The following is a 15,756-nucleotide window of genomic DNA, read 5'->3' on the forward strand; positions in this document are numbered from 1 at the left end:
TTCGTAGTAAGGCCGGCGAATTCATTCGCCGGCTATTAAAGCAGTTGGCTAGCGTTCAAACTCACTCTTCCGCGTTCTATTCAACTGTCTACTTAATCGCGCTCTGATGAATCTGAAACGCCTCCGCCAGCAACTCGTAAGAGCGCCGCCGGTGCGCGTGGCTGTGCGTCATGGTGGTGATCATTAATTCGGAGACTCCCGCTTCTTTGGCGAAGGCGCTCAGACGCGCGCGCAGTGTTTCGGGGGATCCTGTAAAGAGGCGCTGGCGGTTGTGGCGGATGGCCTCGCGCTCCTGCGCGCTGTAATCGACGGCGAGGGCTTCCTCCACGGTGGCGAGCGGGGAGTAGCGGCCCTGGACGAGTCGCAGCAGCGCGAGATCGATGGGGGCGGCGAGGGTGCTTGCTTCATCATCGTCCGGCGCGCAGATCACGGAGACTCCGACAAACGAATGGGGCTCGGCGAAGTAGTCCGACGGACGGAAGTATTCGCGATAGAGTCTCAGGGAGTCCATCGCCGGCTCGGGGTTGATATGGTGCGCGAAGGCGAAGCCCAGGCCCAGCTGTCCGGCCAGGCGGGCGCTGAAGTCGCTGGAGCCCAGCAGCCAGACCTCCGGCGCTTCGACGCCGTTTGGAATCGCGACGATCCGTTGGAAGGGATGGTTGCGCGGAAACTCGCCGCTGAAAAACGAGAGCAGGTCGCTCAGTTGTTCAGGGAAGTCATCGGCGTTCAGCGCCTCACGGGAGCCGCGCAGGGCCAGCGCCGTCAGCGAATCCGTGCCGGGGGCGCGTCCCAGCCCCAGATCGATGCGCCCCGGATGCAGCGCCTCCAGCGTCTTGAACGTCTCGGCGACTTTGAGCGGCGCATGATTGGGCAGCATCACGCCGCCCGAACCCACGCGCATGCGCTTGGTGACGCTGGCGACATGCCCGATCATCACCTCCGGCGCGCCGCTCGCGATCAGCGCCGTATTGTGATGCTCGGCGAGCCAGTAGCGATGGTAGCCCAGATCATCGGCGAGCCGGGCGAGGTCCAGAGTATTGTTCAGCGCATCGCGCCCGGAGGAGCCAGAAGCGACGGGGGAAAGGTCAAGTACGGAAAGCCGAAGAGAGTTGTCGGAATTTTGTGCGGTCATGGGTTCGTTCTCCACACATCTTCCAACGCTATGGGGTCGGGAGGCGTTCCCGGGAAGGGTGGCGCGCCCTCACCCGGCCCTTCGGGCCACCCTCTCCCAAAGGTCTGGGCGAGGGTTAAGATTTGGATCAAAGATCCAAAAGATCTTATGACTTAAACGCTAACTCCCTCTGACTCCCCCTCTCCCAGAATTGGGAGAGGGGGTTGGGGGGTGAGGGCCTCCCCCGCTACTCCATCACCGCTTCCACGTGCACCGCCGCCGCCTTGTTCTTGCGCAGCAGGAACACCGCTGGGAGCGTGATCATGCTGATGATCAGCATCGTCAGAAAGGCGTCGGCGTAGCTCATGGTCATGGCCTGGCGCATCAGGCTACGGTCGAGGAGGGAGAGCGCGGCGCCGTGGGCTTCCGAGGCGCCGAGGCCGTGGGACATGAAACCGCCGGTGAGGGCGTGCAGGCGCTGGGTGAAGATCTGATTGGCGTCGTTGTAGTTTCCGAGCAGATCCACGCGGTGCATCTGGATGTGCTGCTGGACGAAGGTCGCGAGCGCCGCAATGCCGAAGGAGCCGCCGAGCTGGCGCGACAGGCTCAGCAGGCCCGACGCCTGCTGAAGCTCAGACTTTTGCAGGCTGGCGAACGCCATCTGGTTGATCGGAATGAACAGGAAGCCCGCGCCCAGTCCCCGGATCAGGAGCGCCAGGGCAGTGTCGGACTGTCCCGATTGGCTGGAGATATGGCCGAGCATCCACATCGACAGCATCGTCATGAAGGTGCCGAAGACGATGATGATTCGCGGATCGATCAGCGGCTTTGGCCGGTTCAGGATCGCGCCGCAGATCACGATGGCCGACGCTGTCGCCATGCCGCCCGGCAGCAGCGCGAGGCCCGTCTGGAACGACGTGAAGCCCAGGACCGTCTGCGCGAGCAGCGGGAACAGATAGGTGCCGCCGTAAAGGCCGAAGCCCAGGACGATGAAGAGGAACAGACACGCCGAGAGCGTCGGATTCTTCAGGACGCGGAAGTCCACGACCGGATTATGGTTGCGCGGCGACAGCTGCCAGAAGATCAGACCGGCGACGCAGACGATGGACAGCACTGAAAGCGAGACGATCATATTGCTCTGGAACCAATCGTTGCGCTCGCCTTCCTCCAGAACGTACTGCATGGCGCCCAGTCCCGTCGCGAGCAGACCGATGCCGAGCCAGTCGACCGAGCCGGACTTGCTGGGCGCTTCGGCGTCATGCAGGAACATCACCACGAGGACGGTCGCGACAATGCCGATGGGGACATTGATCAGGAAGCACCAGTTCCAGGTGTAATTGTCCGTGATCCATCCGCCGAGGGTCGGCCCCAGGGTGGGAGCGACGGTGAGGCCCATCATGAACATCGATTGGACGAAGCCCTGCTCGTTTTTGGGGAAAACCTGAACGAGCGTCGCCTGCGCCGTCGAAAGCAGCGCCGCGCCGCCCGCGCCTTGCAGAATACGCCAGAAGACGATCTCGCCCAGGCTGTGCGAGGCGCCGCAGAAAAACGATGCGATGGTGAACAGGATGATCGACGCCGTTAAATAGCGTTTGCGGCCAAAACGCTGTGTCAAAAACGCCGTCATCGGCAGGAAAATGACGTTGCTCAGGATATAGCCCGTCACGACCCAGCCGATCTCCTCGCTGGTCGCGCCCAGATTCCCCGCCATCTGCGGCAGGGCGACATTGACGATGGTCGTGTCCAGCACCTGCAAGATCGCGGCCGTGATCAGGCCGGCGAGGATGAACCACCGATACGGATTTAGAGAATCGCCCGTGACATGGTGGGACGACGCGGGCGGCGGGGCGCTCGGCGGCGCGGGAATCTCTTCCCTCAGGACGCCGCCGGGCTCGACTTCAAGCTCCGGGACTTCCTTGACGATCGTTTGTGTAGCCATTCGTGCGCTCACCTTTATGCTTCTGAGCGGCGCTCGACGCCGCGACGGAAAAAGAGCGCGACGGATTCCGCCACTTCGGCGGGCGTCGCTTTTCCAGCATCGACCATCTCTTCGTACGAAGGATCGCAGACCAGCGCGAGCAGGATCTGCACGACCATGGCGCTGGAAAGGCCCTGCTGGATCTGGCCCGCCTCCACCGCCGCATCGGCGATATCCTGAATGGCCCGCGCCCGGCGGTCAAACGCCTCTCGGTACTCGGGACTCGCCTTGATGCGCGCCAGCATGGGGCGTGCCCGTACGAAGGCGGCGCGCGTCGGCGTAAATCGAATCTCCATCATCCACCGGATAATGCGCTCCAGGCGGTCGATGGGCGGCAGCAGGGGATCGATCGCGCGGATCGATTGGATGCCTTCCTCCGCGAAGATCATCACCGCGCGCAGCGCGATGTCCTCCTTGGAGGCAAAGTGATGGTAGAGCGTCTGGCGGGAGATGCCCACCCGCTCGGCCAGCTCCTCCATCGTCAGCGCATCGTATCCTTTTTCCGCGAGCAGCGCGAACGCCGCCTGCAAGATCGTATCGCCTCGCTCGCGCCGCTGGCGCTCGCGCAGTCCCGATTTCGCCGTCACTGCTAATTCTTCGACAATCATGACAAATATTTTACACTCGTGTAAAATATTTGTCAAGCAAGTTAAGAATTTTGTCGATTCGACGCTTTTTGACGGAAAACCGTCATAATAACGGACAATGAATGATATTTCCGCCACACCCGTCAACGTGGATGCGCTGACCGCCGCGCTCCAGGCCGCGCTCTCCGCCCGCAAGCACCTGCTGGATCAGCGCCACGAGATGCCGCTGCGCCTTTTCAACGGCTTTTACGAGGGTTTTCCAAACCTCGTCGTCGATCTTTACGGGCGTACGCTCGTGCTGTACAACTACGCGCATAAGCCGTCCGACGCCGATGACGCTCTCGAAGCGGCGTCGGAGTTCTTTCAGTACGCGCTGCCCTGGCTGAGCGCGATCCTGGTGAAGGCGCGCCATGGCGCGCTGGAGGAGGAAAAGAAGGGGCGGCTGCTCTGGGGTTCCGGCATCGACAGGCGCGTGCGTGAAAACGGCGTGGCCTACGCCGTGGATCTGCGGCTCAATCAGGACGCCAGCTTTTACCTGGACACCCGTCACCTGCGGGAATGGGCGAAGGACAATCTGGAAGGCAAGACGGTTCTGAATACCTTCGCCTATACGGGCAGTATCGGCGTGGCGGCGCGCGCGGGCGGCGCGAGCCGCGTCGTGCAGCTCGACCTCAGCCGCACCTTTTTGAATGTCGCCAAAGAGTCCTGTACGATCAACGGCTTCCCCATCGACCGCTTGGACTACCTCGCCGGCGACTTCTTCCCCCGCGTCAGCCACTTAAAGCGCGACGGCGCCCGTTTCGACTGCGTTTTCGTGGACCCGCCGCTTTACTCCAAGACACGCGGCGGCAAAGTTGACTTGATCGAAGAGAACCATCGCATCCTGAATAAAGTCCGCCCACTGATCAATGACGGCGGCTGGCTTGTCACGATCAACAACGCCCTGTTCGTGAGCGGCGGCGAATATTGGCAGATGCTGGATTCCCTCTGCGCCGACGGCTACCTCTCCGTCGAAGCAACCATCCCTGTCCCGCAAGACTTCATCGGCTTCTCCGAAACCCCCGCCGGCGTCCTGCCCGCCGACCCCGCGCCGTTCAACCACGCCACCAAGATCGCCATCTTGCGCGTCCGTCGCAAAGACGCGATGGCGAAGGCGGATACTGAGTAGGACTGGATTATATTGCGTCCGAATGGGCTTCCACTCTTATGGCTAGCCCTTTTAAGCTGGTTGCCTTGAGCGTTTGGATATAATCCGCAACGTTTTTCGGTGGATTGCGAAGCGAAGCGCGGTGTATTTGAAGGCCATGCAGAAATAGAGCCGGTTGCTCGTCAAAGAGTGCGCTGAGAAAATCATCTGGATGCGCCGCTTGAACTCCGTAAGTTTGTAGGATTGCGTTAGGAAAGTCCGACAAGTTATAGGTGACGATCAAAGGCGCTTTTGCTTCGATCGCGGCCGCAAGGATGTGGCGATCATCAATATCGGGCAGGTTGAGCCCGGAAATGTGGGTTTCATATCCCGAAACCACACAATTTGGGCTGACCTTATTCATCAAGATACGCGTGCGTTCCAACTGGCTTGGAGACAATTCGCTCTTATTCGCCAGTACATTGCGTATCCATTCGGCGTGAATCTCCTCAGTCCAGCGCGGCGCATAGATCCTGACGGCGGCAAGCCACATCAATAAATCGCGCAACGATGGGGGATAAAGAACGCAGGCGTCCAGCACGGCGACAATCATCAGTACAATCCAAGCCGTTCTGTCTCTGCCTGAAGTTCTCTCACAATGTCTTTGCTTTGCTCGATTTCTTCTGCTGTTGCATGATCGAGTGGCGCCATACTATTCGCCGTCCTGAGAATCGTGCGAATAGAAGCAACCGCTTCCGAGCGCTGTAGCCGATCCATCAAGTCTTCATAGCTTGCGGTGTCCAGCATGACGACTTCCGCACGGCCATTAATGGTGAGTACTTCAGGTGTCCCGGTTTCCTTAAGCCGCGCAACATGCGCTTTATGATTCCTGAGAAAATCGCTCATGGAATGTATTTGTCTTGCGTCCAGCATGATTAATTCCTGTTCATATAATTTACAATTAATTATATGATACCCTCATTTTCAACGACCTCTGAAGAATAGATCATGTGACAAGATTCTTGACAAACCGTCAGCCAGAAGATATACTCATCGAAACGTTTAAATGGATGGAAGAGTAAGCGTGGAAAGGGCGGGCGATGGTCTGGGAGGAACGCTGGCATCCGTTGCGGGAGGAGTGGGTGACGATCGCCGCCCATCGGCAGAACCGGCCGTGGCAGGGGGAGACCGTCCGCGCCGAGACGAAATTCGTTCCGGAGTATGCGGGCGATTGTTATCTGTGCCCTGGTAACACGCGCATCAGCGGGCGGCGCAATGAGGATTACGCGGGCGTCTATGTCTTCGACAACGACCACCCATGCGTCGGCCTCGACGCCCCTACGGATTTAGCGGCTCCTACGGGGATCTATCGGAATCGGCCGGCGACGGGAATCGCGCGCGTTGTCTGCTATAGCCCCCAGCATAATTCGTCGCTGGCGCAGCTGTCGCCCGGCGAGATCCGGTCGCTGCTGGGCGTCTGGCGGGAACAGTATCTCGACCTGGCGGCCCGGCCGGAGATCAACCACGTTTTGCTGTTTGAGAACCGGGGCGAAGTCGTCGGCGTCTCCAACCCGCATCCCCATTGTCAGATTTACGCCACGAATTTCGTGTTCAAGACCATCGCCGACGAGGCGCGCGTCAGCCTCGCTCATTGGCGGGAGACGGGGCGCGTTCTCTTTCAGGATATCATCGCCGCCGAGCGCCAGGATGAGATTCGCATTTTGGCGGAGAACGAGCACGCCATCGCGTTCGTGCCATACTTTGCGCGCTATGCTTACGATGTCTGTGTCGCTCCCAAGCGCACGCATCGGTCGGTCGCCGATCTTTCCGGCGACGAGCTGTCGGACCTCGCCGCTGCGCTCAAAATCGTTCTTGTCAAGTTCGACAACCTCTGGCAGGCGCCGTTTCCTTACGTCATGACCCTGCATCAGGCGCCGACCGACGGCGGCGATTACCGGGGCTTCCACTTCTACATCGCCTTCCATCCGCCGCTGCGCAAACCCAATCTGCTCAAGTACATGGGCGGGCCGGAGACGGGCGGCGGCAGCTTCATCAGCGACACCTCTCCCGAGGAAAAAGCGGCCGAGCTGCGCGCCGCCTCCAATATCCACTACACCCAGTCTAATTAACGCATTCGCGCGGCCCGTTCCCTGGTATAATCGCGATGAGAAGGCGCCGCGCGGAGTGGTCTTTATTGGATTTCCAGGCGCCATGTCGCGTAGAACTGGCCGACGTTCTGGCTGACGACATGGCCGTCGCCCATCAGCACGGTATACCGCCGTCGATCGAAGAGTGTGGAGCCGTGCCAGCCGCCGTTGCCGTCTTCAATAATATTGATCTCGGAGGGGCCGTGCTCGGCGTTGTGGTCTTCCGGATCCGTCGCGCTCAGATTAGAGTCGGATTTGCCCAGCAGCGGAATCTCCGTGCGGTAGAAGTAGGATGTTTGGAACGCGTCGTACATCGTCGGACGCGCGTGCAGCGGAACCGGCGCGCCGCCATAGAAGTTGGCGTCCAGAGTATCGAAGCCGCTGTCGGAGGGGCATCGCCAGAGCGCGGGGGATTTGACATACGGAGCGACCACTTCGTGCAGACGCCCCATCGTCGCGACTTTGGCGTATTTGTCGGGAAAAGGCAGCCAGATCGACGTGTGTTCGTCCGAAGGGTCTTTCGCCCATGGGTACAGACCGTCGGAGTCCTCCATGTACATGGACATCGCCATGCCGATCTGACGCAGGTTGCTGGAGCACGCCGCGCTTCGCGCTTTTTCGCGGGCGGCGAAAAACGTGGGGAACAGCAGTGCGGCGAGGATCGAGATGACCGCGATCACGACCAGGAGCTCGATCAGCGTAAATCCGGCGAGTGCTCTACGATGGATCATAAGTTTCAACTCTCTCGATATTGTATCATACCTGAGGCTGCGAATAAATTTTCCTCAAAGGATTCCGGAAGTGGGATGTTTTCGTGAGTAACCAATCGAGCGCATACGATACGGGCAAACCGATCGCGCCGCCGCTGAATCTATATTTGCGGGAGGCGTCCGCGCAGGCGGAGCTGGACTCGCTGCGCGGCTTGAATGCCGTCCGCGCCGCGCGCCGGGCCGGCGAAGAACGATTTACGAACGAGACTCTGGTCACTCTGGCGCGCGTCTGCGCTTCGGAAGGCGCGGAAGACGCCGTTTGGGATCTGCTGGAAATGCTCACCGAGCGCGTGGCCGGACGGATCGCGCGCCACCTCCAGGTCTGGGGGGTGACGCAGCGGGAGGCGCGCGAGGATCTTTGCGGCGAAATCTTGACGGCGATGTACGACTGCATCGCCTGCCGGGAAGTCAGCCAGGAGTTCTGGGAATGCCGATTCTGGATCTGCTTCGATCGGCGCGCCCGCACGATCCTGCGCGATTACCGCGCGTCCGGGTCCGAACACGCCGGGCTGGACGCGCAGCCGGAGGCGCTGGATATAGGGGCGCTCGCCGTGGACGATCAAGTGATCGCCCGATCGGCCCTAGCGGCTCTGCCCGAGCCCTTGCGGACGGCGTTCGTGCTCAAGCACTATGCGGGCTACGCCGAGGAAAGTTCGAACCCCGAGGAATATACGATTGCAAGCACGCTGGGCGTGAGCGGCCGTACGGTGCGTAACTATCTGCGCCGCGCGCAGGATCTGCTGGCGCCCTGGCGCGAGCGGGAGAATTGACGATGAGCGAACCATTGACATCGGGGAACGGATTCCTGAACCCCGCCCGTCCCGACGCGGGCGATATGCTGGTCGCCGGCTTTACGCAGGCGCTGGAGGGCGGCGAGAACCCCGGAGCGCTGCTGCGCGTTTGGTCCGGACGGCACCCCGCGTTCGCCCGTGACTTCGCCGAGGCCGCCGCCGCGCATCTGGGCGGGGATTTCGGTCCCGCAGGCGATCTTCAAACGGACGAACAGGAGATCAGCGCGTTTAGCCGCGCCTTTATCCGCTCCCGGCGCGGCGAATCGCCGCTGTCGTCGCGCGCCCGTGACTGCGGGTTGGGAAGCCTGGACGCCGTCGCCGCCGAAATGCGTCTGCCTCCCGGCGTGCTGGCTCGTCTGGACCGGGGCCGGATCGCGCTTCAGACACTCCCGAAGGCGCTCCTAGAAGGTCTGTCGCAGCGTCTGCAATGGGCGGGCGCGGATCTGCTGGCCGCGCTTCAGGCGCCGCAATCGACGCCTGCGAACGCCGGCGCCGTCTGCGAAGCGCCGGCGGGTTACTGGGCGCAGGAGACTTTTGCGGAGGCGCTGGCCGAGTGCGCCTCCGAAGATCCCGACGGCGCGCGCTACTGGGGCCATCCCGCTCAAGATCGGAACGACAGGCCTAATTCATGAAGATCGTTATTCCCGGCGGTACGGGACAGGTCGGCGTGCTCCTCGCGCGGATGTTTCACGGCAGCGGCCATGAAGTGACGGTGCTGAGCCGCCGGGCGATCGCCGCCCCCTGGCGCGTGGTCCAATGGGACGCGGAGACGCGCGGCGACTGGACTCACGAATTCGATGGCGCCGACGCCGTCATCAATCTGGCCGGACGCAGCGTCAACTGCCGCTATACGCCGGAGAACCGGCGCGAGATTTTAGAATCGCGCGTCAACTCCGCGCGCGTCGTCGGCGAGGCGATCCAGCATTCCCGGCGTCCGCCCAAAGTCTGGCTTCAGGCGAGCACGGCGACGATCTACGCGCATCGCTACGACAACGCCAACGACGAAATGACCGGGATCATCGGCGGCGGCGAGCCCGGCGCCCCGGATACCTGGAAGTTCAGCATCGATGTCGCCGAAGCCTGGGAGCGCGTCGTCGACGAGACCGAGACCCCGCACACGCGCCGGGTGAAGATGCGGTCGTCGATCATCATGAGCCCCGACAAAGGCGGCCCGTTCGATGTGCTGCTGGGATTGGTCCGGCATGGATTGGGAGGGAAGTCGGGAAGCGGAGATCAATACGTCTCGTGGATCCACGACTACGATTTCATCCGCGCCGTCTGCTGGCTGATCGAGCACCCGCAGTTCGAGGGACCGGTCAACCTCGCCGCTCCCGAGCCGCTGCCCAACGCCGAATTCATGCACGCCCTGCGCGCGGCCTGGGGCACGAAGTTCGGCTTCCCCGCCGCCGCGTGGATGCTGGAAATCGGCGCCCTGTTTCTCAAGACCGAAACGGAGCTGATCCTCAAAAGCCGCCGCGTCATCCCCAGCCGTCTTCTGCGCGAAGGCTTCGAGTTCGAGTTTCCCCGCTGGCCTGAAGCGGCGTACGACTTGACGCAGCGATGGAAGGCGGGGCGGAAATAGGGTGGCCCGGAGAGATTGGTTTCTTCTCACTTCGCAAACCCGCCCGGCCTTCGCGTGCTCCCGGCAAACCCACCCTGGGGCTTTGCGCCACCCCTCCCTTGCAAACCCACCCCGGCCCTTCGGGCCACCCCTCCCGCCGACGGGAAGGGTGATTTCAGAGCGTGTTATCGCAAGCAGCTTCTGTAAGAGCGTCTCCTACAAACCCTTCCCGTCGGCGGGAGGGGTGGCGCGAAGCGCCGGGGTGGGTTTGCCAGGGAGGGGCACCTGAAGGCCGGGGTGGGTTTGCAAGTAAGGGGCAGCCGAAGGCCGTGGTGGGTTTGCTAGGACGACTAAGGGGGGCTCTCACCCCACGTACATCGTTCGGCGCGCGAGCAGCAGGCAGGCGTCGTCCTGAAGGCGGCCGCCGGCGAAGTTTTGGGCGCCGCCCAGGATGGCTCGGGCGATTTGGCCCAGGGCGGGGAAGGATCGGGCCTGGGCGGCGAGGCGGATCATGCCTTCGTAGCCGAAGAAGACGTTGTCGCGGCGCGCTTCTGTGATGCCGTCGGTGACCATCAAGAGCGTGTCGCCGATGTTGAGCTGCATCGTGATCTGATCGTACTCCGCGCCGGAAATGGCGCCGATCGGCAGGCCGCTGGCGGGAGCTTCCTCGCTGGGTCCAGACGCGCGCAGAATCAGGGGCGGTTCGGCGCCGCAGACCGTGATCTCCAGCGCGCCGGTCTTGGGATCGAAGACGGCGAGGGTGAGGCCGACGATCATGTCGTCGGATTGCTCGGGCAGCGTTTGCGCCTCGCAGACGAACTCGTTGAGCCGGGCGGCGGCGAGCGAGGGGCTGGTGGTGTCGCGCATAAAGGCGCGCAGTGTGAACTTGATCTCCGCAGTGCGAGCGGCGGCCGCCAGGCCCTTACCCGCGACATCGCCGAGGATCAGCGCGATCTTGCCGCCCGCGACCGAGAAGGCGTCGCAGAAGTCGCCGCCGACCTGCGCTTCTTCCCACGCGGCTTCGTAGAGGGATTCGATCGTGAGGCCCCGGAAACCGTCGCGCGGCGGCATGATCAGCAGCGAGCGCTGGAGGGTCTCGGAGATCCGATGCTCGCGGTCGTACGCGCGCTCCAGATCCGACTGCGCGCGTTTCAAGGCGGTGATGTCCGAAATCATCGCCGTGACGATGCGCCGACCGCCCGAGTCGCTCAGGGCGCTCGCGCTGCTCAGATAATACAGGGCGGAGCCGTCCTTGCGGCGCAGGCGCGCCTCGACTTTGTCCTTCGATCCGTCAAGCCGCTCCGTAAACTGCTCGCGCGCCAGCGCCAGGTCGTGGTCGAAGACGAAATCGTAGATCGAACGCCCCAGCATCTCGTCGGGGGAATAGCCGAGCATCTCGGCCAATCGGCCGTTGACATAGGTCGTGATGCTGTGCTCGTCGTAAGACCAGACGCCTTCAAACGTCGTGTCGACGATATGCCGGTAGCGTTCCTCGCTCTCGCGCACGGCCTGCTCGGCGCGTTTGCGCTCGGTGTTGTCGTGCACGGCGAGCACCGCGCCCATGATCATGCCGCTCGGGTCGATGATCGGCGCGTTCGCGCAGAGGACCGGGACGAACGTTCCATCCCGGCGAATGAAAGTGTCCTCGTGATTGCGCACGCCCGTGCCGGTGGTGAACACAGCGGTGAGCGGGCTTTCCAGCATGGCGTTGCGCGTGCCGTCGGGCTTGAGATAGTGGACGGTGTCGTGCAGGACTTTGCCCACCAGCGTGCTGGCGTCCCACCCGACCAGCTGCTCGGCGGCGGGATTGAGGAACGTGACGCGGCCGGCGGTGTCCATCATGAACAGCGCTTCCGTGGTGCTGTCCGTGAGGGAGCGGGTCAGAACGAACTGCTGGCGCAGCTGCTCCTCGGCGGCGCGGCGGCCGGTGATGTCCTCCACGAACGCCAGCAGGTAGCGCGACGCGCCGGAGCGGGGCGTGACCACCGACATGGTGACATCGACCCAGACCGCTGCGCCGTTCTTATGGATGTAGCGTTTGGCGATGGAGTACGTGGATAGATCGCCGGCGAGCAGATGGCTGAGCAGATCCAGCTCCTCGTGCAGATCGTCCGGATGCGACATCGATTGATTTGTGCGTAGAAACAGTTCATCTCGGGTATATCCGAGAATGTCGCACAGACGCTGATTGACGCGCAGCCATCGGCCGTCCGGCGCGACATGGCCGATGCCGAGCGCCGCTTCTTCAAAGGTGGCGCGGAACCGCTCCTCGCTTTCCTCAAGCGCCTGCTCGACGTGCTTGCGGTCGGAGATGTCACGGAAATAAACGGCGAGTCCTTCTTCGGTCGGATAGCCGCGCAGCTCCAGCCAGATCCCGCGACGCGGCGAATGCTCTTCCAGCGTGATGGCGGACCGATCCGCCATCGCCCGATGGTACTCGTAGTAGGCATTGGTGCCCACAAGATCTGGATAAACGTCCCAAAGACTCTTGCCCAAGAGGTCTTCCAGCGGCTTATCCAGGAAGCGCTCCGCCTCATGGTTCACATGCAGGATGCGCCAATCCCAGTCCACCGACACGTATGCTTCGGCGATGCTTTCCAGTATGGATTCCGTCGTGTGTGAGGTATGTCGCATAAAGTCTTCCGAAGGGCGTTCCGCTGGCATGGGAGTGCGCGATTCGTATTCACCGTTAGTATACAATGACATCCGTTCAGTGTCAAATCCGAAAGGACGTCCGCCGCGAACGAGGAATAAATTCCGATCCGACAGGACGAAATGATCGAATACGCTTAAAACGTCTAGTATAATACAGCTTGCGGGGGAATAGATGCGATAATCGCCGCTCTGCGTGCTTCTCCCGGATTGACCGAAGGAGTTCTGTTACGCCCATGAATGACGCCTCAAGAACTCAGCCGATCATTGAATGCCCCTTTCTTCAGACCGAAGGAACGGACGGCGTGGACCATCTGGTCCGGCTCGCCGCCGATGTCTGCAAAGCGCCGATGGCCGGACTCGCCCTGGTGGAGAGCGGGCGAGTTCTTTGGCGCTCCGGGGTCGGAATGGGCGGCGGCGAGAGCGCATTCTGCCTGCGCGCGCTTTCCCAGGACGCCCCACTGACGATTGGGAACGCATGCGAGGACGCTCATTTCCACGACCATCCCTGGGTCGTGGGGGAGCCGCATGTCCGCGCATTCATCGGCGCCCCGCTGCTGGCGCTGGACGGGAAGCCGCACGGCGTCCTGTGCATCTGGGATACGCATCCCCGGTCGTTTTCCGAGAGCGACATTCGCGCCGTCGCCGGTTTGGGGCGCGCGCTGACGGCGCATCTCGACCTGCTCTCCCATACCGCCGCGCTGGAAAGCCGCCTGATCCGTTATGGCGAGGACGAGGCGTTGCTCCAGGACCAAATCAACTGGATCAACAATTACGGCCGGGACCTGGAGGTGCGGGCCGCGCGTCTGGAGGCGATCAATGCGCGTCTAGAGGCCCTGGCGAAGCTCGACGGCATGACCGGCCTCAAAAACCACCGCGCCTTTCAGGAGCGCCTGGAGACCGAATTCCAGCGCGCCGCGCGGTATAGCATGCCGCTTTCACTGCTGCTGCTGGATGTGGATCACTTCAAATCGTTCAACGACTCCTACGGTCATCTGGCGGGGGATGAAGTGCTGAAGGCGCTGGCGCAGGTGCTTCAGGAGAGCGCGCGCGGTCTGGATTTTGTCGCGCGTTACGGCGGCGAAGAGTTTGTGATGATCCTGCCCCACGCCGACCACCTCGGCGCCATCGGCATCGGCGAGCGGATGCGCACCGGCATCGAAGCCGCCGCCTGGCCGAACCGCCCCATCACCGCCAGCATCGGCGTCGCCACCCTCACACGCGGCATGGAGCGCCCCAGCGACCTGATCGCCCAGGCCGACCGCGCCCTGTACGCCTCCAAAGCGAACGGCCGGAACCTCGTGACGCATGCGAAGAATTTGGTGGAGGAGTGACCGCTCCTCCCGAGTGACCGCCTCCGGGGCTTCGCGCTACCCCTCCTGGGCAAACCCACTCCGGCGCTTCAGGTGCCCCCCGGCAAACCCACCCCGGCCCTGCGGGCCACCCCTCCCTTGCAAACCCACCCCGGCCTTCGGGTGTCCCTCCCTGGCAAACCCACCCCGGCCCTTCGGGCCACCCCTCCCGCCGACGGGAAGGGTTATTACAGAGCGTGTTATCGCAAGCAGCTTCTGTAAGAGGCAATCCTACAAACCCTTCCCGTCGGCGGGAGGGGTGGCGCGAAGCGCCGGGGTGGGTTTGCAAGGGAGGGACACCCGAAGGGCCGGGGGTGGGTTTGCCAGGGAGGGGTGGCGCAAAGCCCCAGGGTGGGTTTGCCGGGGAGCACGCGAAGCGCGGGGTGGGTTTACCGGGGAGCGCGCGGAACGCGGGGGTAGGTCACCCGGGAGCGCCGGGCGGGTTTGCCAGGGCCGGTCACTCATGTCCCGCCGTCGCCGCCAGCCCCTCGTCCACCATCTCCACCGTCGGTTGTCCGTCGATATCGCGCCAGACGCCGCAGGGCGCGCCGTCGGCGCTGGCGTCGAGTTCTACCGTGCTGCCGTCCATGCGCAGGGCGGGGTGGTAAAACGCGCCGACTTGCTCGGCGTTTCCGGCGATATAGTGGCTGATCAATGAGCGGCGGAAGCGATCGGGGGTGGTGTTGGGGAAGCTGCCGTGGATGAGGCTGCCGTTGAAGAAGAGCACGTCGCCGGCCGCCATGAGGATGGGCGCGGGCGGCGTCTGGGCGGGAACGGGGACGGTGACGTCCGTGAAGCTGAGGGTGGTGTCGGCGCGCTGCGGGCACAAGAGGGGTAGGGCGTGGCTGCCGGGGACCGCCTGCATGCAGCCGTTGGCTTCGTCGCAGGGGTCCAGGGCGAGCCATGCGGCCATGCAGGTGCCGGGCTGGACGCGCAGATAGAAGTTATCCTGGTGCAGCGCCTGGCCGCGCGCGCCGGCGGGTTTGAAGTAGAGCATCGTCTGCACGGCCAGCGGCTCGACGCCGAGCAGTTGAGTCAGGACATTGTTCAGGCGGGCGTCCAGCAGCCAGCGCAGGCTCGTCTCGTCCCAGCGGTGCATGTGGATCATGCGCGGGAAGCGCTTCAGCGGATCGCTGCTTGTCAGGTCCACGCCCCCGAAATCCCCCGGATATGTTCCCGCCGCCCGGAGCTCCATATAGTGCTCGCGCAGGGAGGCGACTTCTTCGTCGTTGAACAGCGCGGGGACCACCAAAAAGCCGTCGCGCTCGTAGCGCGCCTTCGCTTCGCCGTCTAACTGCCCCATCCCGTTCATGGCTTTCTCCTGAGTTCCGTGTGGTCCTTGACCGAATAATGCTTTGCGTGCGGCTTGACGTGCGCCACCGTTCGCTGAATGCGCGGCTTGGCCGCCTCGGCGTACAGCGCCGCTCCCGGATGCCCCAGCGTGGTCCGCACGACCATGCCCAGGATCGCAAGGATCCCGACCAGAAGCGCCACGGGGCCGATCAACGCTCGTTTTGTTCCTTCCATGTCTCCATCAGACACGAAATCGATTGAAAAGTTACGTATTCCTATGACAAATCTTTTGCTGTCCCCGGCGCCGCGCTCTCATCGCTGGCCGATGCTCATATTATGATACAATAAGATCCTGAGATGAAGCCCATCTGTGGGGCTTTTTCCCGCC

At 62.7% G+C, this 15,756-nt stretch carries 15 protein-coding genes; 6 read left to right on the forward strand and 9 right to left on the reverse strand.

What is annotated here, in order from left to right; all coding sequences use genetic code 11:
• Window positions 1–88: 88 nt before the first annotated feature.
• From D5261_RS12200 to D5261_RS12210, 3 genes are all read right to left on the reverse strand, one after another.
• Complete coding sequence (locus tag D5261_RS12200; RefSeq protein WP_119321298.1) at window positions 89–1,132, reverse strand: LLM class flavin-dependent oxidoreductase; 1,044 nt, start codon at window positions 1,130–1,132, stop codon at window positions 89–91.
• A 226-nt stretch (window positions 1,133–1,358) separates the two neighbouring features.
• Window positions 1,359–3,050, reverse strand: a complete 1,692-nt coding sequence (locus tag D5261_RS12205; protein ID WP_119321299.1) for a DHA2 family efflux MFS transporter permease subunit — start codon at window positions 3,048–3,050, stop codon at window positions 1,359–1,361.
• Window positions 3,051–3,064: 14 nt separating this feature from the next.
• The gene (locus D5261_RS12210; protein WP_119321300.1) at window positions 3,065–3,697 is read right to left on the reverse strand and encodes a TetR/AcrR family transcriptional regulator; all 633 of its coding nucleotides are present in this window, start codon (window positions 3,695–3,697) and stop codon (window positions 3,065–3,067) included.
• Between the two features lie 97 nt (window positions 3,698–3,794).
• Here D5261_RS12210 and D5261_RS12215 point away from each other — a divergent pair, with 97 nt between their 5' ends.
• Window positions 3,795–4,844, forward strand: coding sequence for a class I SAM-dependent methyltransferase (locus tag D5261_RS12215; RefSeq protein WP_119321301.1), 1,050 nt, complete (start codon window positions 3,795–3,797; stop codon window positions 4,842–4,844).
• A gap of 7 nt (window positions 4,845–4,851) precedes the next feature.
• Here D5261_RS12215 and D5261_RS12220 read toward each other — a convergent pair whose 3' ends face one another.
• The gene (locus tag D5261_RS12220; protein WP_119321302.1) at window positions 4,852–5,415 is read right to left on the reverse strand and encodes a PIN domain-containing protein; all 564 of its coding nucleotides are present in this window, start codon (window positions 5,413–5,415) and stop codon (window positions 4,852–4,854) included.
• The gene (locus D5261_RS12225) at window positions 5,415–5,735 is read right to left on the reverse strand and encodes a type II toxin-antitoxin system Phd/YefM family antitoxin (protein WP_119321303.1); all 321 of its coding nucleotides are present in this window, start codon (window positions 5,733–5,735) and stop codon (window positions 5,415–5,417) included. The genes D5261_RS12220 and D5261_RS12225 overlap by 1 nt, the downstream gene beginning before the upstream one ends.
• Before the next feature lie 167 nt (window positions 5,736–5,902).
• On the opposite strand from D5261_RS12225, the gene galT reads away from it, so the two are divergent.
• Window positions 5,903–6,931, forward strand: coding sequence for a galactose-1-phosphate uridylyltransferase (gene galT, locus D5261_RS12230; RefSeq protein WP_119321304.1), 1,029 nt, complete (start codon window positions 5,903–5,905; stop codon window positions 6,929–6,931).
• Between the two features lie 62 nt (window positions 6,932–6,993).
• Here galT and D5261_RS12235 read toward each other — a convergent pair whose 3' ends face one another.
• Window positions 6,994–7,680 (reverse strand): DUF1559 family PulG-like putative transporter, encoded by a 687-nt coding sequence (locus D5261_RS12235; protein WP_119321305.1) that lies wholly within the window; start codon window positions 7,678–7,680, stop codon window positions 6,994–6,996.
• A gap of 83 nt (window positions 7,681–7,763) precedes the next feature.
• Here D5261_RS12235 and D5261_RS12240 point away from each other — a divergent pair, with 83 nt between their 5' ends.
• Genes D5261_RS12240 through D5261_RS12250 form a run of 3 tightly spaced genes read left to right on the forward strand, consistent with a single transcriptional unit; the run spans window position 7,764 to window position 10,092 of the window.
• Window positions 7,764–8,489, forward strand: coding sequence for an RNA polymerase sigma factor (locus D5261_RS12240; RefSeq protein WP_119321306.1), 726 nt, complete (start codon window positions 7,764–7,766; stop codon window positions 8,487–8,489).
• A gap of 2 nt (window positions 8,490–8,491) precedes the next feature.
• Window positions 8,492–9,142, forward strand: coding sequence for a hypothetical protein (locus D5261_RS12245; protein ID WP_119321307.1), 651 nt, complete (start codon window positions 8,492–8,494; stop codon window positions 9,140–9,142).
• The gene (locus D5261_RS12250; protein ID WP_119321308.1) at window positions 9,139–10,092 is read left to right on the forward strand and encodes a TIGR01777 family oxidoreductase; all 954 of its coding nucleotides are present in this window, start codon (window positions 9,139–9,141) and stop codon (window positions 10,090–10,092) included. Before D5261_RS12245 ends, D5261_RS12250 begins: the two co-directional genes overlap by 4 nt.
• 342 nt (window positions 10,093–10,434) lie before the next feature.
• On the opposite strand, the gene D5261_RS12255 is transcribed toward D5261_RS12250, so the two are convergent.
• Window positions 10,435–12,705: a PAS domain S-box protein gene (locus tag D5261_RS12255; RefSeq protein ID WP_165864171.1), complete on the reverse strand. Its 2,271-nt coding sequence runs from the start codon at window positions 12,703–12,705 to the stop codon at window positions 10,435–10,437.
• Between the two features lie 254 nt (window positions 12,706–12,959).
• Here D5261_RS12255 and D5261_RS12260 point away from each other — a divergent pair, with 254 nt between their 5' ends.
• Window positions 12,960–14,057, forward strand: coding sequence for a sensor domain-containing diguanylate cyclase (locus tag D5261_RS12260; protein ID WP_119321310.1), 1,098 nt, complete (start codon window positions 12,960–12,962; stop codon window positions 14,055–14,057).
• Between the two features lie 475 nt (window positions 14,058–14,532).
• On the opposite strand, the gene D5261_RS12265 is transcribed toward D5261_RS12260, so the two are convergent.
• Entirely contained in the window at window positions 14,533–15,387 is an 855-nt protein-coding gene (locus D5261_RS12265; RefSeq protein WP_119321311.1) for a phytanoyl-CoA dioxygenase family protein, read from the reverse strand.
• Entirely contained in the window at window positions 15,384–15,602 is a 219-nt protein-coding gene (locus D5261_RS12270) for a hypothetical protein (protein WP_119321312.1), read from the reverse strand. Before D5261_RS12270 ends, D5261_RS12265 begins: the two co-directional genes overlap by 4 nt.
• Between the last annotated feature and the right edge of the window lie 154 nt (window positions 15,603–15,756).

The organism is Capsulimonas corticalis (genome assembly GCF_003574315.2).
GTDB classification, from domain to species: domain Bacteria; phylum Armatimonadota; class Armatimonadia; order Armatimonadales; family Capsulimonadaceae; genus Capsulimonas; species Capsulimonas corticalis.